General features: G+C 61.0%; 9 protein-coding genes. All 9 read right to left on the bottom strand.

The features are described from left to right. Nucleotides 1–99 precede the first annotated feature (99 nt). Nucleotides 100–1,203 (bottom strand): tRNA 2-selenouridine(34) synthase MnmH, encoded by a 1,104-nt coding sequence (mnmH, locus tag ACOYXJ_RS19560; protein WP_460371100.1) that lies wholly within the window; start codon nt 1,201–1,203, stop codon nt 100–102. Continuing rightward, on the bottom strand, nt 1,203–2,237 hold the full coding sequence (gene selD, locus ACOYXJ_RS19555; RefSeq protein ID WP_186616671.1) for a selenide, water dikinase SelD: 1,035 nt from the start codon (nt 2,235–2,237) through the stop codon (nt 1,203–1,205). Before selD ends, mnmH begins: the two co-directional genes overlap by 1 nt. A 331-nt stretch (nt 2,238–2,568) precedes the next feature. Continuing rightward, a complete protein-coding gene (locus ACOYXJ_RS19550; protein ID WP_460371098.1) occupies nt 2,569–3,660 on the bottom strand; it encodes a hypothetical protein in 1,092 nt (363 codons plus the stop codon). Next, nucleotides 3,650–5,686: a hypothetical protein gene (locus ACOYXJ_RS19545; protein ID WP_460371096.1), complete on the bottom strand. Its 2,037-nt coding sequence runs from the start codon at nt 5,684–5,686 to the stop codon at nt 3,650–3,652. Before ACOYXJ_RS19545 ends, ACOYXJ_RS19550 begins: the two co-directional genes overlap by 11 nt. Nucleotides 5,687–5,802: 116 nt before the next feature. After that, entirely contained in the window at nt 5,803–6,933 is a 1,131-nt protein-coding gene (locus tag ACOYXJ_RS19540) for a hypothetical protein (RefSeq protein ID WP_460371094.1), read from the bottom strand. Then, on the bottom strand, nt 6,926–10,513 hold the full coding sequence (locus tag ACOYXJ_RS19535) for a toxin VasX (RefSeq protein ID WP_460371092.1): 3,588 nt from the start codon (nt 10,511–10,513) through the stop codon (nt 6,926–6,928). The genes ACOYXJ_RS19540 and ACOYXJ_RS19535 overlap by 8 nt, the downstream gene beginning before the upstream one ends. Further along, nucleotides 10,510–11,376 (bottom strand): DUF4123 domain-containing protein, encoded by an 867-nt coding sequence (locus ACOYXJ_RS19530; RefSeq protein WP_460371090.1) that lies wholly within the window; start codon nt 11,374–11,376, stop codon nt 10,510–10,512. The genes ACOYXJ_RS19535 and ACOYXJ_RS19530 overlap by 4 nt, the downstream gene beginning before the upstream one ends. Next, nucleotides 11,373–13,376: a type VI secretion system Vgr family protein gene (locus ACOYXJ_RS19525; protein ID WP_460371088.1), complete on the bottom strand. Its 2,004-nt coding sequence runs from the start codon at nt 13,374–13,376 to the stop codon at nt 11,373–11,375. Before ACOYXJ_RS19525 ends, ACOYXJ_RS19530 begins: the two co-directional genes overlap by 4 nt. A gap of 211 nt (nt 13,377–13,587) precedes the next feature. Continuing rightward, entirely contained in the window at nt 13,588–24,114 is a 10,527-nt protein-coding gene (locus ACOYXJ_RS19520) for an autotransporter-associated beta strand repeat-containing protein (RefSeq protein WP_460371086.1), read from the bottom strand. Between the last annotated feature and the right edge of the window lie 193 nt (nt 24,115–24,307).

The following is a 24,307-nucleotide window of genomic DNA, read 5'->3' as shown; positions in this document are numbered from 1 at the left end:
GCCCCTTCGCGAGCAAGCTCGCTCCCACAGGGGATTTGTATTTCACGCAGATCCAATGTGGGAGCGAGCCTGCTCGCGAAGAGGCCAGCCGCTACAACCTCAAACCTTCTGATTGACCCGCTCGCGCAGATACTCAAGCACCGCCCCACGCTCCCCGGCGAATTCGATCCGCCCGCCCTTCTTCTCGCGCTGGAACACGTACATCGGGTCGTAATACTCACGCAGCAATCCTTCGATCCAGCCACGATGCAAGTCCACCGCGCCGCTTCGGCCCTGCTCCGCCAACGCGTCTTCCATCAAAATCAGCATGCGTCGATGGCGCTCGCCACCCAGCCGTTTCTGCACATTGTTCAGGCTTTCCAGCAGGCGTTCAGCGAACAGCGTAAAGCCCTCCTCGCCGTGCACCGCGGAGAACTCCGCCGACAGGTCCACCACATAATCCCGCAGGATCCGCTCGACGCGATCGTCAAAACTGTCTTCCAGCCAGACCATCGGGTACTGCTGCATACCCTGATACAGCGGCAGCGGCAAGGCGCAACTGCCGACCACCCGGCTCTCGTCCTCCAGCACAAACTGCGCGAAACCAGCGTCACGTTTCTTGAGGATGTCGATGGCCAGGCGGTTCTCAAAATCGATATTCGACGGCTGCCCGGTAGCGCGTTTGCCGAAGCTGGAGCCGCGATGATTGGCGTGCCCTTCCAGGTCCAGACCATTGCGCAACTGCACCAGCACTTCGGTCTTGCCAGTGCCGGTCATGCCACCCAGCAAGACGAAATCACATTGCGCGATCGCTTGCTCAAGGGTGTCGATGAGGAAGTTGCGCATCGCCTTGTAACCACCGCCGACACGCGGATAGTCAATGCCGGCCTCGTCACGCAGCCATTGCTGAGTGATCTGCGAACGCAGGCCACCGCGAAAACAATAGAGATAGCCGTCAGGATGGGCGCGGGCAAATTCGGCCCAGGCCTGGATGCGCTCGGCCTTCACCGCGCCAGACACCAATTGATGACCCAATTCGATGGCGGCCTGCTGACCGTGCTGTTTGTAGCAGGTGCCGATCTTCTGCCGTTCGACGTCGTTCATCAGCGGCAGGTTGATCACACCGGGGAACGCGCCCTTGTGAAACTCGACCGGCGCGCGGGCATCCATCATGGGCCGGTCATTGAGAAAAATGTCACGGTAGTCAGTGCAGTCGCGGAGCATCAAATCACCTCGACTGCGTTCGTCTGTCGCTCAACCAGTTCGCCGATTGGCGCCAGGTTCAGGCCCAGTTCGGCGGCGACGGCAAGAAACTCTTCATTGCCTTCAGGCGTGACGGCGATCAGCAGACCACCGCTGGTTTGCGGGTCGCAGAGCACGCGTTTGTGCAACTCCTGCACGCGGCCGACCTTGCTCGCATAGCTGTCGAAATTGCGCAGCGTTCCGCCGGGCACACAGCCCTGATCGAGGTAATACTCGACGCTGTCCAGACGCGGCACGCTGTCATAGGCAATGCGTGCGGTGAGCTGGCTGCCATCGGCCATTTCCACCAGATGCCCGAGCAGACCAAAACCGGTGACGTCGGTCATCGCCGTAACGCCGGCGAGTTTGCCGAAGCGGCTGCCGGGTTTGTTCAGGGTGCACATCCAGTCGCGGGCCACGCCGACGTCGGCGGCGCGCAATTTGCCCTTCTTCTCGGCGGTGGTGAGGATGCCGATGCCCAGCGGTTTGGTCAGGTACAACAGGCAACCGGCGGTGGCGGTGTCATTGCGTTTCATGTGGCGTTTTTCCACCAGACCGGTGACAGCGAGGCCGAAGATCGGCTCCGGCGCATCGATCGAATGCCCGCCGGCCAGCGGAATGCCCGCGGCGTCGCACACGGCACGGCCACCGCGAATCACTTCGCGCGCCACTTCCGGCGCCAGTACATTGACCGGCCAGCCGAGAATGGCGATCGCCATCAGCGGATCGCCGCCCATCGCATAGATGTCACTGATCGCATTGGTCGCGGCGATGCGGCCGAAGTCGAACGGGTCGTCGACGATCGGCATAAAGAAATCGGTAGTCGAGACCACACCGCGTTCGGCATCGATCTCGTACACCGCCGCGTCATCGCGCGAGGCATTGCCGACCCACAGTTTCGGATCAAGGTTCTGTGCGCCGCTGCCGGCCAGAATCACTTCCAGCACCTGCGGGGAAATCTTGCAGCCGCAACCGGCGCCGTGGCTGTATTGGGTCAGACGAATCGGCTCACTCATGGGGGAGTCTCAGGCTGTTGATGGGGCGGATTCTAGCAGAGCACGAGGCAGCAGATTTTTGCACTCACCGAGCGGCCCCTTCGCGAGCAGGCTCGCTCCCACATTTGCACCGCACTCCCCTGTGGGAGCGAACCTGCTCGCGAAGGCAATCAACCAGCCACCGCAAACGTCAATGAAGGGCGCAAGAGTCTTTTTGATGAAAAACCAACTGCCGCCGCTCCCCCCGCCGGCGCCACATCGAACTGCGCAAACTGTCCGTCTCTGTTTGCGATATTCGGCTTTACCTTAGTGCGCACGATCAAAAAATCGCTGCCTGCGGTTTTTTGCTTTATTAACGCTCGCGCTGCACCTGCGCAAAAATTTCGGTGATTGGTCGATGAGGTTGACGCTTTTGCATCTGCCGCACCTGTTCACTCAGCCGCAGCAGCTCTTCACTGGGTTTGGCCCATTGGTCTTGCGGCAGCGGTTCTGACCACTGGCGCATGACGTCGGGCAGTGCTTGCTTGCCGATTCTTTCGAGGCGGCGCACTTCCCATTCGACGAGGTGGTTGGGGATCGTCCACAGGGTCATGACGTGGTAGAGGTACCAGAAGAAGCCCGACAGCCTTGTTCGTGAGCCTTCACAGATCTGCTGGTGCATGCGTGCGCGAGCGTTGCGAAAGGTGTGCAGACCTTCGTGGGGAGGGTCGTCGGGGCCTTGCAGGTCCTGGATGGATTTGAGGTCGTTGACTTCGTATTCCATGTAACCGCGAATGGCCTCCCAGTAGCTGATCGCGAGGGGCAGGCCAGCGCATTGGAATTCGAGGCTGATGAGGGTTTCGCCGTGATAGAAACCGATACCCATGCCGTATTGGCGGTGGATGCCGTATTGGGTCGCGCCTTGGGCTTCGATGATCCAGGCGGAGAGTGATTCCCATGGGACGAAGACGGGCTCGGTGGCGCCTTCGGGCATGAAGCAGACTTCGCGGCGTTGGCGGTTGAAGCGGGTCGGGATGATTGAGGCGCGTTTTTTGTGGGCGTGGTGCCAGACTCCTAAGCAGATTACGAGAATCAGAAAACCAGTTTGCAATGCGAGCACATTAGTTTCCTCGAAGATCTCTTCTACGTAGACCCAACTGGTGTCCCAACCATCACCAAACATCAGCCCAAGAAAACCGCCTATCAATGGAAAGAGAAAGGCCACTGAAAAAGAAACACTGAATGTGCCACCCAAAATTACTTGCCATGAAAAGACTTGGGGTGATCCCAATCCAAAATCCATATACACATCATCCAGATTGCCGATATGCGGGCCGTGGGGTGGCATTGGTGATGGTAATGGTAGTGGTGCGAGATAAGTAACCTTTCCACTTTGAAATGCCTCCGTGTCTCCGGCTTTTCGAGGTTGATCAATCTGCGAGCTAACTAATGGCTTATTCGGCATGATCGGCTAGCTCCAGAAGCGGGGTTTCAACGAGCAATACCGGTGGTTTCTCTTTGACCAACTCCGGCGCAACCACTGAAAAATGACCATCTCCCCTGGGATCTAAATGGATTACGCGGGTCCGCGACGCCCACTCACCTTTGCCGTTCACGCTCTGAATACAGACTGCCAGTTCCAGCGTTTCTTTCGCTGGAGTGAATTCAGAGTTGGGGTCCACCGGGTACTGAAGGCAGAGCACCAATCCCTTCGTCGTAGACTCAACAATCCTCACGCTACTGACGACCTCATCGCTGATTACATCCTTGCGCTCTCGTGGCGCTCCCCGACTATGCAAGGGAATGGAAATACGGTGCGCGCCGAGGCCTAACCGATATTTCGATTTGCCGCCAAGAGGAGGTAGGAGATCGCTCAGCGTGAGTCTTGGCAGCACCAGATGGATATCGCTGGGCTTGGCTTTGAACAGCAGATTTTTCAGCCAGGAGTCGTGTGGGTTTGGCCCAAGTTGTGCGTAAGGCGCGTGGATCAGGAATGCCAGATAACTCTGATAGTCATCCAATGAGTGATCACCGCGCATCTCGGCATCCCGACTCCAAGGTGTAATTTTCAGCCATTTATCGTGAGCACTGAGGTTGTAGCGGTTGTATAGCCAAGTACCACTGAGTTCCAAAACGGTGAATAACGCACCCGCCAGATTAAAGCGGAAAAATACGCTAGAAAGACGTGTGCCGGCCGCGGCCCAAGCGGCTGTTCGTGCACTCTTGTTTGGAGCAGTCAATACAGTGAAAGTGGCGTGAACGGTATGACTCAGCCCGTAAGCGTTAACCGTTACCATGCCGCCAGCACCTAATGTGGCTAGCGCGGCGGCACCCTGCGCCGATTGATTTCCACTGCGAATCGCCCGCTGCCAATTCTGTTGCTGTTTTTTTAAGCTGACAGCTGAAGACACCAAACCAAAGCTATAACTGATGAAACCTAATCCAATATGCAGTTTGCCCATTTGCACATGTACATTCTGCAAGGCATGGAGCTGCAAGCCTGCTACAAGCGACGTACTACGCGCCTTCAACGCTGTATCCGCAAGGCTCTGCGCAGCGGTAAATCCAGCGGCCCCCGTCGCGGCTACCGCTTCGGCGAATGGCTTCCACACTCGCTCATTTCGGGCCTGCCTACGCACTTCACGGAATACCCCCACCAAATTCACCACCTGCACCAAAACCACCACCAACCCCATCCCCTCTGTCTTCACCAAACTCCCCGCCGACACCCCACTCACGCCCAACCGAATATTCCCCAACAAACTCCTCAACTCCCCCTGCTGCGCCGGCGGAAACACCACTGTCACCCCCGCCCGCGCAGGCGTCGCGCCGTACAGCCGGGCCGAGCGATCCGGCAGTTCTTCAATCGGGCTCAGCGCCGCTGCCAGTCGCCCTTCGATCTGCGTCAATTGCGCTCGTACCCGCACAATCTCTTCCTGCAACTCCACCGCCCGTGCCGCTTTGTGGCCCTGACGATTCTTGTTGTGGGTGAGTTGGTTGCGTTCGCGATTGAGGGTTTTCAGGTATTCGCGTTCGCGCAGCACTTCCTTGATCGCGCCTTGCAGTGCGGATTGTTCGGCGGGGCTGGCGACGGTGAAGGTCACGCCGCTGGTTTTTGCCGCGTCGAAAAGGCGCAGGCGCAGTGCTTTGGGCAGGCGCTGGAACAGTTCATCCAGATCGGGGATTTTCTCGCCCGACAGGTCGAAGCCTTCCAGTACGCGGTTCAGGCCCAGGTTCAGTGCCGGGCTGTAGGTGTCCTGCACGGCTGCCGCGACGGTGCGGGAGTGCTCGGGCAGATCGTCGAGGGCCGGCAGTTGCGGATGCTCGATTTTGCGCAGCTTCGCCAGCCAGTCCGGCAAGTTGTTGAACGTGGCCATGAGGGCATTGAACAGCGTTGAGTATTGCCCGCTCTGCTCCAATTGCAGGCGCAGCGGCAAGGTGTAGAACAGGGTTCGGGTCAGTTCCGGGTGCTCCTCCAGATAGCTGAGCATTTTTTCGCTTGCTTCGTCGCTGCGGCACAGGTCCTTGAGGCAGGCGTATTCGGTGCTGAGCGCTTGATGGAGTTACCCACGTCTGAAGGCTTGGTGAGTGGCATTTGAAAAACAGCTCATGCACGCCGCTTACCGTTTGAAGCCGTGCGTTGTACTTCAGCAAAGATCTCGGTGATCGGTCGATGTGGCTGGCGCTTTTGCATTTGCCGCACCTGCTCACTCATCCGCAGCAACTCTTCACTGGGCTTGGCCCATTGGTCTTGCGGCAGCGGTTCTGACCATTTGCGCATGACTTCAGGCAGGGTTTGCTTGCCGATCCTTTCCAGGCGGCGCACTTCCCATTCGACGAGGTGGTTGGGAATCGTCCACAAGGTCATGACGTGGTAGAGGTACCAGAAGAAGCCCGACAGCCTTGTTCGTGTGCCTTCACGGATCTGCTGATGCATGCGCGCCCGGGCGTTGCGGAAAGTGTGCAGGCCTTCGTGGGGGGGATCGTCGGGGCCTTGCAGGTCTTGCAAGTCCTGAATTGATTTGAGGTCGTTGACCTCGTATTCCATGTAGCCGCGAATCGCTTCCCAGTAGCTGATCGCGAGGGGCAGGCCAGCGCATTGGAATTCGAGGCTGATGAGGGTTTCGCCGTGATAGAAACCGATACCCATGCCGTATTGGCGGTGGATGCCGTATTGGGTCGCGCCTTGGGCTTCGATGATCCAGGCGGAGAGGGATTCCCAGGGGACGAAGACGGGTTCTGTGGCGCCTGCGGGCATGAAGCAGACTTCGCGGCGTTGGCGGTTGAAGCGGGTCGGGATGATTGTGGCGCGTTTTTTGTGGACGTGGTGCCAGACGCCGAGACTGATAAGGAGCATGAGCGGGCCGATGAACAATATATTCTCGCAGGCTATTTCAAAGATACCGACCATCGAGTCCCAAATGGATTCCTGTCCATACCCAAAAATAACTCCCAAAAACCCGGTAATCAGTGGGAATAAGAAAACTACTGTGAAAGACACGCTGAATGGTCCGCCCAACGTCATTTGCCACATAAAAACCTGGGGAGATCCCAAGCCAAAGTCCATGAAAACGTCGTTCAGCTCACCAATATGTGGACCGTAAGCCGGTATCGGTGTTGGCAAGGGCAGCGGAGCGAGATAGGTGATCTTTGCGCTCGGAAATGGCTCGATGTCCCCTGCTTTTCTTGGCTGTTCGAGATATGGCCTACCTACTGGTTCATCGCGATTATTAGGCATGGTCGGCCAGCTCCAGAAATTGGGCTTCGACGAGCAGCATGGGTGGATTCCCCTTGACCAGTTGGGGATCAACCACTTCAAAGTGGTCTTCACCGCGAGGATCTATATGGATCACACGAGTTCGTGATACCCACTCACTTTTAGCATTCAGGGTCTGAATACAGACTGCCAGTTCAAGTGTTTCTTTCGCTGGATTGAATTCAGAGTTGGGGTCCACCGGGTACTGAAGGCAGAGCACCAATCCCTTCGTCGTAGACTCAACAATCCTCACGCTACTGACGACCTCATCGCTGATTACATCCTTGCGCTCTCGTGGCGCTCCTCGACTATGCAAGGGAATGGAAATACGGTGCGCGCCGAGGCCTAACCGATATTTCGATTTGCCGCCAAGAGGAGGTAGGAGATCGCTCAGCGTCAGTCTTGGCAGCACCAGATGGATATCGCTGGGCTTGGCTTTGAACAGCAGATTTTTCAGCCAGGAGTCGTGTGGGTTTGGCCCAAGTTGTGCGTAAGGCGCGTGGATCAGGAATGCCAGATAACGGTGATAGTCATCGAGTGAATGGTCGCCACGCATCTCGGCGTCACGACTCCATGGAGTGATTTTTAGCCATTTGTCGTGGGCACTGATGTTGTATCGGTTGAACAACCAGGTGCCACTGAACTCCAGAACAGTGAACAGCGCTCCCGCCAGATTGAACCGGAAAAATACTTTTGAAAGTTGTGTCCCCGCTGCGGCCCAGGCTGCTGTTCGTGCGGCACTGTTTGGTGCGGAAATTACGGTATAACCGGCGTAGAAGGTCTGCCCAAAACCATATGCATTGGCGGACATCATTCCGCCCGCACCCAATGTGGCCAGCGCAGCCGCACTTTGTGCCGATTCATTACCACTACGAATAGCCTGCTGCGATCTTTGATATTGGCTTTTAAGACTGATCGCTGAAGCCACCAGACCAACGCCGTAGGTGAACATGCCCAACCCAACATGCAATTTGCCCATTTGCACATGCACGTGCTGTAAGGCTTGAGGTTGAAGCGCAACTATTAGCGCTGTGCTACGAGCCTTCAACGCTGTCTCCGCAAGCCCCTGCGCCGCAGTAAACCCGGCCGCCCCTGTCGCAGCCAAAGCAGCAAAAAAGTCCGCCCGCTTCTTCTTGTCTCGGGTCTGCTTCATCAACTCCCGGTACGCCCCCACCAAATTCACCACCTGCACCAAAACCACCACCAACCCCATCCCCTCTGTCTTCACCAAACTCCCCGCCGACACCCCACTCACGCCCAACCGAATATTCCCCAACAAACTCCTCAACTCCCCCTGCTGCGCCGGCGGAAACACCACTGTCACCCCTGCTTGAGCCGGTGTTGCGCCGTACAGCCGGGCCGAGCGATCCGGCAGTTCTTCAATCGGGCTCAGCGCCGCTGCCAGCCGCCCTTCGATCTGCGTCAATTGCGCTCGTACCCGCACAATCTCTTCCTGCAACTCCACCGCCCGTGCCGCTTTGTGGCCCTGACGATTCTTGTTGTGGGTGAGCTGGTTGCGTTCGCGGTTGAGGGTTTTCAGGTATTCGCGTTCGCGCAGCACTTCCTTGATCGCGCCTTGCAGCGCGGATTGTTCGGCGGGGCTGGCGACGGTGAAGGTCACGCCGCTGGTTTTTGCCGCGTCGAAAAGGCGCAGGCGCAGTGCTTTGGGCAGGCGCTGGAACAGTTCATCCAGCTCTGGGATTTTCTCGCCCGACAGGTCGAAGCCTTCCAGTACGCGGTTCAGGCCCAGGTTCAGTGCCGGGCTGTAGGTGTCCTGCACGGCTGCCGCGACGGTGCGGGAGTGCTCGGGCAGATCGTCGAGGGCCGGCAGTTGCGGTTGTTCGATCTTTTTCAGTTTGGCCAGCCAGTCCGGCAAGTTGTTGAACGTGGCCATGAGGGCATTGAACAGCGTTGAGTATTGCCCGCTCTGCTCCAATTGCAGGCGCAGTGGCAAGGTGTAGAACAGGGTTCGGGTCAGTTCCGGGTGCTCCTCCAGATAGCTGAGCATTTTTTCGCTTGCTTCGTCGCTGCGGCACAGGTCCTTGAGGCAGGCGTATTCGGTGCTGAGGGCCTGGCCGATTTGCGCCGTCACTTGCGCGTCGTAGTACCAGGCCGAACGATGGAAGCGTCCGGCGATCAGCAGTTGCGTGCGGTCAGCGGTGATGCGTTCGAGCACGCGGTTCCAGCGGCCGAGGTTGTCGCGATGACGGTTGAGGACTTCGTCCATGGCCGGGCGGTCGATCAAGTCGTTGACCCCGCGTTTACCGCTGAGGAACGGGCCGTCGAGCACGTCGCGCATGCGTCGGTCCTGATCCTTGCCGAGGTCGACCAGTGTCGAAAGGTGCTGCTCGACAAAGTCTCGCGGGGCGACTTCAGCAAAATACTCGCGTGTATAGAAGCGTCTATCCGCTTCGGCGGCAGCGCGACCATAAGCCTTGGCGTCCGGCGCTAAACCATCGAATCGATTTAACGCCAACGCATCATCAAGGGCCTTTTCGCGAAGTTGCGAAAGCTCTGGCGTTGCCTCCGCAGAAGCGGGCTCAACCTTGCCGCCCTTGTTCAAATACTCAAGCAACGCCTTGCGGGTATTCTCCCGATCCGGCTCGGGCAGTTGCTCCAGTTCGGCATAAAAAGCCTTGGCCCGCGGATCGGCACTGGCCTTGGCCAGACTGTCGAAATCTGCGCTGCCGAGCTGGCTCAGGGACTCGATGTAACTGGCCAGCAGATAATCGCGCTCGTTGTTGCCGCTGTTGCTCCACTCTTCGACCCAGCCGACCACGGTGTCCTGATACTCGGCCAGATCGCGCATCACGCCCAGGTCATCATTGACCAGCAGAAACAGCGTGTCGTCCTGATAAGGCCCGCGCACCCGACCGAGAAACTCGCCGATGTGCGCTTCCCGAAAGCGTCGTGGCTGCTCCCACAAATAAGGCTCGCGCTCGTGCTCCGGCGCATCGCTGACCTGCACCGCCGGCATTCGCGTCGTATCGGTTTCGGTAATGGGTTCAGCGCCAGTCGCCACTTCTGCGAGCCACTGCTTTGCCTGCGCCACGGTCAACAAATGCTCGCCGCCAACCAGGCAATTGACCGGCCCCAGATCGACTGCCTGCATGAAGTACTCGCGCTCTTCCGTGCTGTCCAGCACTTGCCGGCATTTGGCAGCCGTTAACTGCACCTCGGCAAAAGTCACGTACAGCGTGCTCTTGCGCGAAAAGATCAACGCCGGACGTTCTTCGATGGCCGCGCGTTGATCCTCAGTGACGGTTTTACCTTGGTGCAGCAGCGCGGTGACGATGCCGTCGAGCACGCGGTATTCGTACAACTCGCCACCGAGACTGTCGATGATGTACAGCCAGCCATCACGCAACCGGCGAATGCCCATTGGCCGCGCGGTCAAGGCATAGGGCAGCGTCAATTCAGCGGCCGGGTCGTGAGGTCGTTCCACCAGGCCATAAGCCAAGGGCAACAGTTGCACATGGGTTTGCCGCAATGGGCAGGCGCCGGGAGAACCGATAGGGGTTTTGGATGCGGCGGCAGCGGCGAGGTTGGCGGGATGGTTCATGATCGACCTCGTTCAGCTGCCCACTGATGCGCCAGGGCCGCAGCCAGCGCGACGCGCTCGCCGGGTGATTGCAGCGAGGGCGTGTGGAGTAAGTGATGGATTTGCGAATGCTGTTCGAACTCGCTGCTGTCGAGCCAGAACACGACGTTGGCGTAATAAAACAACGCAGAGGGACCGCCGAGGCCGAGGGCAGATGCTTGAGTTTCCAACTGATCAAGTACGCCCCAGCGTTGTGCCAGACTCTCGCCGCTATGGCGCTCAGAGAAGTAGCGGAGCAAATGCGCATCGAGCTCAAGCAGCGTTCGGCGCCGGTCAACCTGATCTAGCGCAATGTCCTGCTCAGGACTCAGGCGATAGGGCACGGTAAGCTCTGGATGTTGCGTCTGGCGGGGCCGCTGAAGCCGCCAAAGGTCATTGACGACGTCGGCTGTCACTACACAGGTCAAAGGCCCGAACAAAGACTGATCGGCACTGGCAAACAACGCCTGCGCCACTGCCGCATCCGCCAGCCGCAACAGCACTGCCGGGCCGCTCGGCAACTCGACCGTGATGAGTTTGCGCAGGTGTTCGGCGACGCTGTGCAGCGGCGCAGCACTGAACAACAACACGCCCCACTCCTCCTGCGCGCTGTGCAGATAGAACTGCGCCAAGGGATCGTCCGGTTGCTCGATCGCCACCAACAATGGCGAGACATCGCGCAACGCTGAAAACGGTGGTTGGTCGTAGAGGGCAAGCGTTCTGGCCGTCGGGTTGAGCTGTTTCAACCGCTGCGGCAGATCGCTGATCGTCGCACCGTCCAGCAACAAAAAGGCCTGCTGCTCGCCCCAAGGCAAACCCTCGGGAAAGGAAGTCAACCCGCTCATGCTTGCGCGGCCTCGCAAATCTGGCAGCGCGCAGGGCGCTTGGAAACCAGCGCCTGTCGCTGTTGAACCGGATCAAATGCCACCGTCAACGACGACACCGCCCCCGGCACCAACGGCTCTGCCGCCAACCTGACCGCCGGCACACCGCCCTGAACAATCGGCACGCTGCTGAAAATCCCTTCCGGCCCCAGCGTCAGCCAATGCCCCCCGCACTGCAGCACCAACTGCGTGCCGCCATCGATGACGACTTGCGCAGTGGCACCAAAATGCAGGTGCTGCGTAGCGCTGAGCCGCTGGCTGCTGACCCGGATATGGCGGTCACCGTGTACCCACAGGTGATCGTCCTGCTTGAGTTCGGTCAGGCGATTGCCGTGGGTCATATGGTGTTCGTCGCTGCGCAGCTCCTGGCTGCTGATACCGCCAACGACCAGGGTGTGTTGATTGTCGACTTGCACGCGCTGGTCATTGAGCACCAGTTGCGCAAAGTCACGCTGGGCGCGGATGGCGATTTCTTCGGCGCCTTTGCGGTCTTCGATGCGCAGCTCGTTGTAGCCACCGCCGCCAGGACTGCTCTGGCTGCGCCAAATGCTGCGCGTGCGCTCGGCCGGCAGGTCCAGCGGCACCGGTGTCACCGCGTTGGGCAAGCAACCCAGCACGAACGGCTTGTCCGGATCGCCCTCGGTAAACCCGACCAGCACTTCCATGCCGACGCGCGGAGTCTGCACGCTGCCGTATTGTTCATGAGCCCAGCTTGTGGCGACGCGCAGCCAGCAACTGGACTGTTCATTGAACTGGCCTTCGCGGTCCCATAACAGCTGGATTTTTATTCGCCCGTAGCGGTCGTTGTAGATTTCTTCGCCGGGCGGACCGGTCACCACTGCATGCTGGTTGCCGGTCATGCGTGGTTTCGGATGCTTGAGTGCGGGTCGGAAAATCACCTCCCCCGGTGTTGCGACGAAGTGGTTGCGATACCCCTGCTTGAAGCCGTCGTCGGCAGCCGGGACGGTTAAAGATTCCTCCAGCACCTGCGGTTGTCGACCTAGATGTTCGACGCTGGTCAGCAACCATAAACCGTTGTAATCGGCGCGCGGGTGTTCACGCATGTCGACGAAGCTGCCACTGCGCAGCAGGGTTTGTTCGCTGCGTCCGTGGCTCTGCCGGTAATCGGCACGATGGCGTTCAAGGGCTCGCTGGCTCAGGTGTTTGCCGCGATCACGGTGGGTGAACTGTCCGGGAAAGGCGTAATCCTCAAGCACTGGAAGCTGCGCTTCCTTGGCTTCGGCATCCAGTTGCACGTTGGGTTTTTCAAAGTGGTAATCACGGCGACTGACCTGCGTGGTGCGTGTTTCCAGGCGCACGTTGAAACGGTCGATCACTGCCGCGTCGGCGACCATGCCACTGTCCTGTGCATAGACCGTGGGCTGGGCTGGCGGAAGGAAAACGCTTTGATCGTCACCGAACACCAGCAGGTGCCCATCGCGGCTGTGCTGGAAATGAAAGTGAATGCCCTCTTCCTCGCACAAGCGCTGAATGAAGTGCAGGTCAGTCTCGGCGAACTGCACGCAATAGGTGCGAGGTTGATAGTCGGCACTGAGCTGGAAGCGCCAGGCATCCGCTTGCATGCCGTGGTCACTCAACACCCGGGCGACCATTTGCGGCACGCTCTGTTGCTGGAAGATTCGCTGGTTGTGTCGATGCGCCAGATAGGCCAGATGCGGCACCAGCGTGATCTGGTAGCGGGTCAGGCGTTTGCCCGAGTCGCCTTGGGCAATTCGATAAACCTGCCCATGCAGGCCGGCGCCGTCGGCACTGAAACAGAGGAAGGCGGGACGGTGCAGCAAGGATTCAAGATCAAGGTCGGGGCGCTCGCTGACCAGTTCCAGTTCGACCTCATAAGTTCGGTTGAGCGCCTCCTTCGCGCTGAATTCGTATACCTGGAGATCATGGGAAAAACCTTCGATATCGAGTCTGAACATCACGGACTTGCCAGCAGTCAGCATCCACATTTCCCTGTGTCTGTTTAAGGCTCGGGACTGTGGCGGGCGACGGCTGAATTGGTGAAGTCAGATGATTCGATGTTTGACGTAAGTTTTTTCTGACCAGGGAGAAACGGTCGACCTCAGGCCATATTTCCTACAGACATGACCGCGACTTTTTGCCCGTGCAAAAAAAACCGCCCTTGCGGGCGGCTAAAAGTGCTTCGACCCTAAATCAGAAGCCCAGGCTGAAGCTGATGGTCATCGCATGGTCGTTGCTGTCGTTCGACAGTTGCCCCGAGTAGCCGACACCGAGTTTGCCGGTCGGGCTGATCTGGAAGTCGACACCTGCTTCAACGATGGCGCTGTCCTTGGCGATCGGCACGCCCTGTGTGCTGAACGAGGCGCCGCCGTCGATGAAGGTCAGATCAGCATCAGGCTTGGTATCACCAAAGGCATGGCGCCAGCCGATGGCCGCGCGCGGAGTGAATTGCCCGCCGTTGGCCAGGGTGATGACTTTGCCGGCACGTACGCCGAGGGTCGAAAAGGTGATGTCTTGATCGGCATCGGCCTCCAGGCGCCCTACTCCACCCTTCTCCTTGGCTTTGTCAGTGTCGTAGTTGACGTAGGCCAGACCGGCAAACGGTTCGAGGGCAATGCCGCCAGCGTCGATGGCGTAGCCGACTTCACCGAATACCTGGGCGCTGCGCGCATCGTAATTGGCCTTCAGGCGATCGTTGTAGCTGCCGACGCTGACGTTGCGTTTGGTCTCGATGTCGTGCCAGCTATAAGCCGCGCCGAGGCGCACTGCAAGGGCGTCGAACTGCGAGTTGAGGTACGCAGCCAGGTGGTAGCTTTCGACGGTCGCATCTGAGCGACGATCATGGGCATCGAGGTCGCTGCGGGTGTAGCCGGCGGCCATGCCCACGCGCCACTGGTCATCGAGTTGCTTGTCGGTGCCGAGCATGAAGCCGCTGAGATTACGGTCGAGTTTCGCCGCGTTGCTGTCGCCATCCGACTCGCCCCACGCGCCGAGTGCACGGGCCCAGCCGACCATTTCACCGTGGCAACCGTTGCTGCTCAGTTGGTTGCCACTTGGCGCCAAGGCACGGCGTGGATCGTCCGCCGCGCTGCATGACGGTTGGCGCATACGGTCGTTGACCGCGTCACGCACGTAGCGCGAATCCTCGAGGATGGCGCTGGCGGTGCTGGCGTGGATCTCACCGGACAGACTGTCGAAGGCATTACGCGCGCCGGCGACACTGAGGTTGACGATCTCGTTCTGCAACGCCGCACCCGCCGGGCCGTTGTTCGAGAGCGCGGTGGCGGTGCGGAACTGGTTGTCGGTGGCGGCGACATCAGCGAACGAATTGCCATTGCGGCTGACCACCAGGTTCACCGAGTTGGCGTCATACACCAGGGCGCTGTTGAGGAACGCGTATTGCGGCAGGTCCGCAGCGCTGAAGGTGCCGTTCACCCCACCACCCGCCGTGATCAGCGAATACGTGGTGTTGCCGGTGAACGGTGCCAGGGAATTCACTTGCAGCCCGCCACCCAGCGTTGCCGTGCCGCCGACTGCCAGTGGCGTTGCGGTGGGTGCGCTGACTGTCAGCGCCAACACACCGTCGGAGGCGTTGGTCAGGTTACCGGCGACGCTCAGGGTTCCGGCTTCGGACCCCGAAGCGACAACCCCATGGTTGACCACGGAACCGACGCTGCCATTACCGCTCAGCCCTGCACCATTGGCCACGGTGACCTGACCGCCCAACGACGCCCGAGCCAAGGGTCTGCCGATTTGCAGCACACCTTGGTCGACCGATACGGTGCCGCTGAATGGGTTATCACCGGTCAACAGCAAGGTACCGGCGCCACGTTTGGCCATCGCCCCGAGACCGCTGAGGACCCCGTTGAACAGACCATTGACGTTTTGTTGGAACACCAGCGAAGCGTTGTTGAGAATGTTGCCCTGCAGGCTGGTGGTATTACCGATCAACGTACCGCCGCTGACGGTGGTGCCACCGCTGTAGGTGTTGGCACCGCTCAATACCAGCGTGCCGGCATCAAGCTTTTCGATACCACCCGTGCCCACCAGCGGCGCGGAAATTTCCGCACTTCCCCCGGCATTGACCCGCACCGGTGCAAGGCTGCCGTCGGCGCCATTGACCGGCGTCAACGTCCCGCCAGCCCCCGGAACCAGGCTGTAGCCGCCGGAGAGGAATTGCAGACCGGTGAAGTTCTGATTGCCCTGCACGGTCACAGTACCCGCCTGGCCACCGAACACCGCGAACTGACCGTTCGAAGCGAGCGCCTGCGTGCCGTTCGGGTCGGTCCAGTTAGTGCCTGGCCCCCACACGCCACTGCCGCCACCAATGCTGCCATCCGGATTGGTTTTGCCACCGTTCCAGAACTGCACCTCACCCGGCGTGCCTTGCACCAGCAGGTTGATCTGATTGGCGATCGCGGTTTGCAGGGTCAGATTAGCCGCCGAAACCGGCAGGCTGCCATACACCAGACCGTTGTCGGTCAGGCTGCCGCCGTAGCTGAACAGTTGATAAACCCCAGTGCCGAAACCGCCGGCATTGCTGACGTTCAGCGTACCGTCGAGGGTCAGGTTGCCAGCGACATTGACCACCGTGGTCGAACTGGTTGCCGAGCCGAGGCTGAAGTCCAGATTGGTCCCCGAGGACAGTGCCAGCGAACCGACCGACAAAGGTGTCGCCGTGCCACCGCCAGCCAGCGTCGCACCGCTGGCCAGTTGCACGGCGCCGCCGAGCTGACCGCCACCGCCGATGCTCGCGCCGCTGGCAACGTTGACGTTGGCGCTGTTGAGCACACCGTTGACGATCAGGTTGCCGGCCTGCACCGAGGTGTTGCCGGTGAAGGTGTTGTTGCCGCTCAGGAGCAATTGACCGGTACCGGTTTTGTTCAGCGTACCGGCGCCGGTGAGATTGCCGGTGTAGCTGCCATCGGCGTTTTGCTCGAAGGTCAGCGTCGCGTTGTTGACGATCGCACCTTGCAGGCTGCTGGTGTCACCGCGCGTCGTGCCGCTGTTCAACGTGGTGCCACCGCTGTAGGTGTTGGCACCACTGAGGACGAGATCGCCGCTACCGTTTTTCAGCAGACTTCCGGTGCCGGTCACAGCACCGATCAGCGTGGTGTTCTGATTGCCGGCAAGGGTCAGTTGCGCGCCAAGGTTGACGGCGTTGGCCAGTTGCAGCGCCGAGGTGCTGTCGAGTATGCCGTCACCGGTCACGTTAAGCGCACCGCTGCTGAGTGCACTGTTGTTGCCAAGAACCAGCGTACCGCCGGCGAGCTGAGTGCCGCCGCTGTAAGTGTTGCTGCCGTTGAGGGTCAGGCTCGATGCGCCGGCCTTGATGATGCTGCCGCTGCCACTGACCACGCCGTCGAGGGTCAGGGCGTTGGAACCGGCAACGGTCAAACCACCGTTGACGACCACGTCGTTACCGAGGCTGACGGCCGCATTGCTGTCCAGCGCCGTGCCATCGGCGGCGGTCAACACACCGCTGCCGAGCGCCGCGTTGTTGCCAACCACGATCTTGCCGCCATTGAGCGCCGTGCCACCGGTGTAACCGTTGGCCGCGTTGAGCACCAGCGTACCCGTGTCGTATTTGCCCAATGTGCCGCTGCCGTTGAGCGCAACACCAATGGTCGCAGTGGCATTGGGATCAACACGCACCGTGGCATTGCCCAGCGAACCGTTGACCAGGTTCAGCGAGCCCGCCGTGCCATTCACCAGGCTGTAGCCATCGGTGACGAACTGCATGCCAGTGATGGTTTGCGCGCCGTTGACGGTCACCGTGCCGGCCGCGCCCTGGAACACCGCAAAGCTGTTGGTCCAGGCTTGGTTTGTGGTGCCGTTGACGTCGGTCCAGTTGGTGGTGCCGGTGCCCCAGGTGCCGCTGCCGCCTTCGACCGAACCGTTGGCCACCAGTTGATTGCCGTCCCAGAACTGCACGGTGACGCCCGGTGCGGTGACCAGCAGGTTGATCTGATTGGCCAGTGCGGTTTGCAGGGTCAGATCGCCCGGGCTGACGCTGCCCGGCAGTGTGCCGAGGAGCATGCCGTTGTCGGTCAGGCCGCCGGTGTAGTCGATCAGGCGATAGACGCCGCTGCCAAAACCGCCGATGTCACTGACGTTGAGGGTGCCGTCGAGGGTCAGGTTGCCGCCGACATTGACCAGCGCATTGCCGCCACCGGACACCGGTGTACCGAGGCCGACGTCGAAGTTTGAATTGCCGTTGAACAGCAGCGAACTGACGCTCAGCGTACTGCCGGTGACGCCCGCCAGATGACCGCCATCGGCCACCGTCACGGCACCGCTCAACGTGCCGCTGCCACCGAGGGTGCCGCCGCTGTTGACCAGCACATTGCCGCTGGCCAGTGAGCCGTTGACCTGCAAGGTGCCGGCGTTGACGTTGGTGTCACCAGTCAGGTCGCTGATGCCGCTGAGGGTCAGGGTGCCGCTGCCGAGTTTGCTCAGGCTGCCGTCACCGCTGAGGATGCCGGCGAACGTGCTGCTGACGTTGTTGCCACCGAGGCTCAACGTATTGCCCGTACCGATCAGCGCAGTGCCGCTGCCCGTGAGGCTGGCGAGACTGCCCGAGGCACCGAGATTCAACGCCGCGCCACCCGCGAGATTGACCGTGGCGTTGTTGCCCAGCGCCGCGCCACTCAGCGTGGTCAGGCTGCCGGACGCCACATCGAAGGTGCCGCTGAAGGTGTTGTTGCCGCTCAGGGTCACGTCGGCCAGACCATTTTTGCTCAACGTGCCGGCGCCAGCGATCACACCGCCAAGGGTCAGATTATTGTTACCGGACAAGGCCAGATTGGCATTGACGTTGAGGTTGTTGGCCAGCACCAGTGGCGCGGAATTGTCGAGGGTGGAAGCACCGGCCACGGTCAGCGCGCCGCTGCCCAGAGACGCGCCCGTACCGAGGGTCAGCGTGCCGGCATTCAGCGTAGTACCGCCGGTGAAGGTGTTGATGCCGTTGAGTGTCAGGTTCGACGCGCCGTCCTTGATCAAGCCACCCGCGCCGCTGACGACACCGGCGAGGGTCAGGTTGTTGCTGCCGGCGTTGCTCAGATTGGCGTTGAGCACGACGTTGTTGCCCAGGCTCAGCGCGCTGTTGCTGTCCAGCGCCGAAGCACCGGCCACGGTCAGGTTGCCCAGACCCAGTGCCGAGTTGCTGCCGGCGGTCAGGGTGCCGGCGTTCAGAGTGGTGCCGCCGAGGAAGTTGTTGTTGCCGCTGAGGGTCAGGTTGGCTGCGCCGTTTTTACTCAGGCTGCCGGCGCCGTTGACCGTACCGGCCAGGGTCAGATCCGCCGTGCCGCCGATGCCGAGATTGCCCGCCAGGTTGACCGCGTTGTTTACCGAAACCGCAGTGCTCGCATCCAGTGTGGTGCCGCCCGCCGCATTCAACGTGCCGGAGCCCAACGCCGAGTTCGACGCCAGAATCAGTCCGCCGGCGTTCAGCGCCACCGGCCCGAGGAAGGCGTTGTTGCCGCCGAGGGTCAGGTTCGCCACGCCGGTTTTGATCAGGCCACCAGTGCCGCCAATCACGCCGTTGAGGGTCAGTGCATTGCTGCCGACCACGGTGAGGTTGCCGTTGAGCGTCGCGGCGTTGGCCAGTGTCACCGCTGCATTGCTGTCCAGTTGCGTACCGGCATTCGCCGTCAACGTGCCGGTGCCGAGCGCGGTGTTGCTGCCGACGATGATCTTGCCGCCGTCCAGTTGCGTGCCGCCGGTATAGGTGTTGGCACCACCGAGCACCAGGGTGCCGGCGTCGAGTTTATTGAGGATGCCGCTGCCATCGATATTGGCATTGATGGTCGCCGTCACGCCCGGATCGACGCGCAACGAAGTGGTGCCGCCGGTGCCGTTGACCGCCGTGAGTTGCCCCGCCGCACCGTTGACCACGTTGTAACCGTCAGTGAGGAACTGCATGCCGGTAAACGCTTGGGTGCCGTTCACCGTCACCGTGCCGGCAGTGCCCTGGAACACCGCGAAATCGCCGGCCCACGGCTGGTTGACCAAACCATTGGCGTCGGTCCAGTTGGTGCCGACCGCATTCCACGTGCCGCTGCCGCCATCGACCACGCCGTTGGCAATGGTCTGGCTGCCGTCCCAGTAACGAATGTTGACGTTCGGCGCCGACACTTGGATGTTGATCTGATTGGCCACGCCGGTCTGCACCACCAGGTCGCCGAGGCCGTAGCCGACCGGCACGCTGGCGACGTCCAGACCGAGATTGGTCAGGGCGCCGGTGTAGTTGAACAGCCGATACACGCCGACGCCAAAGCCGCCAGCGTCGGTGACGTTGAGATTGCCGTCGAGGGTGAGGTTGCCGCCGACATTCATCAGCGACGCGGTCGACGGTGTGCCCAGTGCCACATCAACGTTGCTGCCGGCGCCGAGAGTCAGAGCACTCGCCGACAAGGTGTTGCCCGACGACAACGCCAGATGCCCACCGTTGTTGATGTTGACCGCGCCGAGCGCCGAGCCGGTACCGGTCAGCGTGCCACCGGTATTGACGTTGACTTGCGCACTGCCCAGCGAACCACTGAGATTCACGATACCGCCATCGATCGCGGTATTGCCGGTAATGCCGTTGATCCCGGTGAGGTTCAAGGTGCCGGTGCCGACTTTGACCAGGCCGCCGCTGCCGCTGAGATCGCCGTCGAAGGTGCTGGTGACGTTGCCGCTGCCGACGGTCAGCAGGTTGCTGCCGGTGAGTTGCACACTGCCGCTGCCGGTCAGCGCACCGAGGCTGGCATCGCTGCCCAGATTCAGCCCGGCGCCGGCGCTGATGTTGACGCCGGAGGTGTTGCCCAATGCGTTGGTATTGAGCGTGGTGACGCTGCCCGAGATGATGTTCAGCGCGCCAGTGAAGGTGTTATTGCCGGCCAGGGTCAGGTCGGAAAGGCCGTTTTTGGTCAGGCTGCCGGCGCCGTCAATGATGCCGTTCAAGCTCAAATCGTTGTTGCCGGCGACGGTCAGTCCGGCATTCAGGGTAATGGCGTTGCCGATGCCGAACGATGCGCTGTTATCCAGCGTTGCCGCGCCACCGACGACCAATGCGCCACTGCCCAGACCGTTGGCATTGCCAAGGGTCAACGTGCCGGCGTTGAGTGTGGTGCCGCCGCTGAAGGTGTTGTTGCCATTGACGGTCAGGTTGGCTGCGCCGTCCTTGATCAACTGGCCGGTGCCACTGGTGACACCGCCGAGGGTCAGGTTCTGCGTACCGCCCACGGTCAGCGCCGCATTGAGGGTGACGGCGTTGTTGAGGCTGACCAGCGGCGAGTTGCTGTCGAGCGTTGCCGCGCCAGCAACGGTCAGCGCACCGGAGCCCAATGCAGAACTGTTGCCGACGGTCAGAGTGCCGGCGTTCAGCGTGGTGCCGCCGAGGTAGTTGTTGGCGGCATTGAGAATCAGATTGGCCGCGCCGTCTTTCACCAGACTGCCGGCGCCGCTGACCAGACCGGTCAGGGTCATATTCGCCGTGCCGCCGATGTTCAAGGCGCCGGCCAGCGCCACGGCATTGTTCAGGCTGACGGCGGTGTTGGCGTCCAGCGTGGTGTTGGCCGCCGCGTTCAACGTGCCGGAACCCAGCGCGGTGTTGCTGCCGACGGTCAGTTTGCCGGTGTTCAACACGGTGTTGCCAAAATAACTGTTGGCGCCGTTGAGGGTCAGGTCGGCAGCGCCGTTCTTGGTCAGTCCACCGATACCGGCGACTACGCCGCCGAGGGTCAGCGCATTGCTACCGCCCAAGGTCAGGGTGCCGCCGAGGTTGACGTTATTGGCCAGGGTGGCGGCGGTGCTGGCATCGAGGGTGGTGCCGTTCGAGGCGTTGAGTGTGCCGGTGCCGAGGGCGGTGCTGGAACCGACAATCAGTGACCCGGCATTCAGCGCCGTGGTGCCGGTGTAGGTGTTGTTGCCGTTGAGAGTCAGGCTCGATGCGCCGGTCTTGATCAAACCGTTGCTGCCACTGATCACCCCGCCAAGGGTCAGCGCATTGGCGCCGCCGGCGGTGAGGTTGGCGTTGAGGGTGATTGCGTTGTTCAGGGTCACCGCCGTGCTGCTGTTGAGGGTACTGGCCCCGGCGACAGTCAGGGCGCCAGTGCCCAGCGCCGCGACGTTACCGACAGTCAAGCTGCCGGCGTTCAACGTGGTTCCGCCAGCGAACGTGTTTACCCCATCGAGGGTCAGGTTGGCGGCGCCGTTCTTGATCAGTTGACCGGCGCCGTTGATGACACCGGAGAGGGTCAGACCGCTGCTGCCGCCGAGGCTCAGGGTACTGCTGTTGAGGTTGATGTTGTTGCTCAGGTTGACAGCGGTGTTGCTGTCCAGCGCTGAGACATCGATGACGTTCAATGCACCGCTGCCCAACGCGGCCGCGTTGCCCACAGTGAGCGTGCCGGCGGCCAGCGTGGTACCGCCGAGATAAGTGTTGGCACCGTTGAGAGTCAGGTTGGCAAAACCGCGCTTGGTCAACCCGCCACTGCCGCTGATCACACCACCGAGGGTCAGGTCAGCGCTGCCACGCACTTCCAGATCACCGCCAAGGGTCACCGCATTGGTCAACGCGGCCGTGGTGCTGGCGTCGAGTTTGGTGCCTGCCGCTGCGGCCAGGGCACCGGTACCCAGCGCCGTATTGGAACCGACAATCAGCGTACCGGCATTGAGCGCAGTGCCGCCGGAGAAGGTGTTGTTGCCGCTGAGGGTCAGATCCGCCGTGCCATTCTTGATCAAACTGCCGACGCCGCTGACAACGCCGCTCAGGCCCAATGCCTGAGTGCCGCCGATGGTCACCCCGCCCGCCAGCGCAACGGCGTTGGCCAATGTCACTGCGGCAGTCGCATCCAGCGTGGTACCCGCCGCCGCATTCAGTGCGCCAGTCCCCAGCGCGGTGTTGCTGCCAACGAACAGGCTGCCGGCATTGAGCAGCGTGTTGCCGCTGTTGGTGTTGTTGCCGCTCAAGGTCAGGCTGGCGCTGCCGGATTTGGTAATCCCACCAGTGCCGGACAACACGCCGCCGAGTGTCAGGGCATTGCTGCCGAGCACGTTGAGCGCGCCGGTCATGCCGATGTTATTGGCCAGGGTGACGTTGGTGGTGCTGTCCAGACTGGTGCCGGCGGCGGTATTCAGCGCACCACTGCCCAGCGAGTTGTTGTTGGTCACCAGCAGGCTGCCGGCGCTCAGGGTGGTGGTGCCGGTGAACCCGCTGTTGGCGCCACTGACGGTCAGGCTGCCGCTGCCGGTTTTGGTCAGGCCGCTGCTGCCGCTGATCAAACCGCCGAGGGTCAGCGCGCCGGTGCCGCCGGCGGTCAAGGTGCCACCGAGGCTGATGGCGTTGTTCAGGCTGATCGTGCCCGGGGCGCTCAACGTTGTCGCGCCAGTGACGTTGAGGGTGCCGGTGCTCAGCGCCAGGTTGTTGCCCAACTGCACGGTGCCGCCGTTGAGCGTGGTGTTGCCCAGGTAGGTGTTGGCGGCGCTGAGGCTCAGTTGCCCGGAACCGACTTTGGTCAAACCGCCGCTGCCGGAAATCACCCCGCTCAGGGTGGTAGCGTTGGTGCCTTGCACCGTCACGCCGCCAGCGCCGAGGGAAATCAGGTTACTGACGTTCAACCCGGCATTGCTGGCCTGGAGAATCCCGCCGTTGGATGTGATTACGCCGCTGCCGAAGGTCGCGTTGTTGTTGAACTGGGCAACACCACCGTTAAGCGTGGTCGCGCCGCTGACCAATGGCCCCTGCAAGGTCCAGGTGCCGCTGTTGAGGGTCAGGTTGTTGAAGTTGACGTAGGTCGCACTCGATGCGGTGCCGACACCCGTGGTGCCGCCGCCGACGCCGATCGGGTTTTGCAGGATGAGGCTGTTGGTGCCGCCCGCGCCACCATCGACCGTGCCGGTCGGAGCGAAGGTCAGGTTGATGCCGATCAAACCGCCGAGGCCGACGCTGATCTGTACACCGTCACCGACGTTGACGCTGGAGCCGGTCACCGCGGTGAAGGTGTTGGTGCTGGCCGCGCCCATCGACACACCGCCGGTAATCGCACCGGCGTTGGTGAAAGTGTTGCCCGCCGCCGAGGTTTCGAACGCAATTCGGCCGTTGATCACACCGGTGCTGCTGTTGGTCATGTTGACCTGCGAGCCACCGTAAACGCCGATCACCGGGGTATCCGCCAACGTGATTCCGCCGATCGAGAGTCCGGTCGAGGTGATGGTGCCGTTGTTGGTGATGCTGGTGGTGCCGGTTGCCGCGTTGTTAACCGAAAGGGCCAGGCCGTCGATGCTGGTCAGGTTGAGCCCGAGCAGCATGCCCGTACCACGGATGATCCCGCTGGCGTTGTTGAGCACACTGACCGTGCTTGTTGCGCCAGTGCCGATGAACGCGCCGCCGCTCAACACCGAGACCAGGCCGAGCAGCGCCGGGTCAATGGTGCCGGAGTTGTTCAGGGAAATGTTCACCCCGGTCAGGTCCATCACATGGCCGCCGAGGGTCGCGTTCATCTGCGCCCCGCTGTTGACGTTGACCGTCAGGCCACTGGTGGCGCTGGAAAAATTATTGAGAAACAGCGGCAGGCTCGGCACGCCGGTACAGGTCACCGTTGAACCCGCTGTGGAGCACGTGGCCAACGCAGGTGCGCTGACGCCGCCGAACAACAGCCCGGCAACGCTCAAGTGCACAGCAAGGGAAAGAGGGGAAAAGCGCGAAACGAGGGCGACACCAAACCTTGCTTCCACGGGCTACTCCTTGTCGTGGCCAATTTCTTCCTTGAGCGCGCGAAGAGCCGTGCTTATTCCACACGCGTATCAAGACTGCGACGGTCATCACAAAACCGCGTTATTGGGGACAAAGCTAGTAGACGCCCGGCAATGGGGCACGGATTAAATGGTGTTAATACTTTAATACTAGAGGGGTCTGGAATCGGCGTTT

Source organism: Pseudomonas sp. Tul2A7 (genome assembly GCF_054790505.1).
The sequence above is the reverse complement of the archived record's forward strand: the minus strand, read 5'-3'. Positions and strand labels throughout refer to the sequence as shown.

Excerpts from the sequence above, each read along its gene's own strand:
- ACOYXJ_RS19535 (WP_460371092.1), bottom strand. The coding sequence starts at position 10,513 with ATGAACCATCCCGCCAACCTCGCCGCTGCCGCCGCATCCAAAACCCCT.
- ACOYXJ_RS19550 (WP_460371098.1), bottom strand. The coding sequence starts at position 3,660 with ATGCCGAATAAGCCATTAGTTAGCTCGCAGATTGATCAACCTCGAAAA.
- mnmH (WP_460371100.1), bottom strand. The coding sequence starts at position 1,203 with ATGCTCCGCGACTGCACTGACTACCGTGACATTTTTCTCAATGACCGG.
- ACOYXJ_RS19540 (WP_460371094.1), bottom strand. The coding sequence starts at position 6,933 with ATGCCTAATAATCGCGATGAACCAGTAGGTAGGCCATATCTCGAACAG.
- ACOYXJ_RS19530 (WP_460371090.1), bottom strand. The coding sequence starts at position 11,376 with ATGAGCGGGTTGACTTCCTTTCCCGAGGGTTTGCCTTGGGGCGAGCAG.
- ACOYXJ_RS19525 (WP_460371088.1), bottom strand. The coding sequence starts at position 13,376 with ATGCTGACTGCTGGCAAGTCCGTGATGTTCAGACTCGATATCGAAGGT.
- selD (WP_186616671.1), bottom strand. The coding sequence starts at position 2,237 with ATGAGTGAGCCGATTCGTCTGACCCAATACAGCCACGGCGCCGGTTGC.
- ACOYXJ_RS19545 (WP_460371096.1), bottom strand. The coding sequence starts at position 5,686 with ATGCTCAGCTATCTGGAGGAGCACCCGGAACTGACCCGAACCCTGTTC.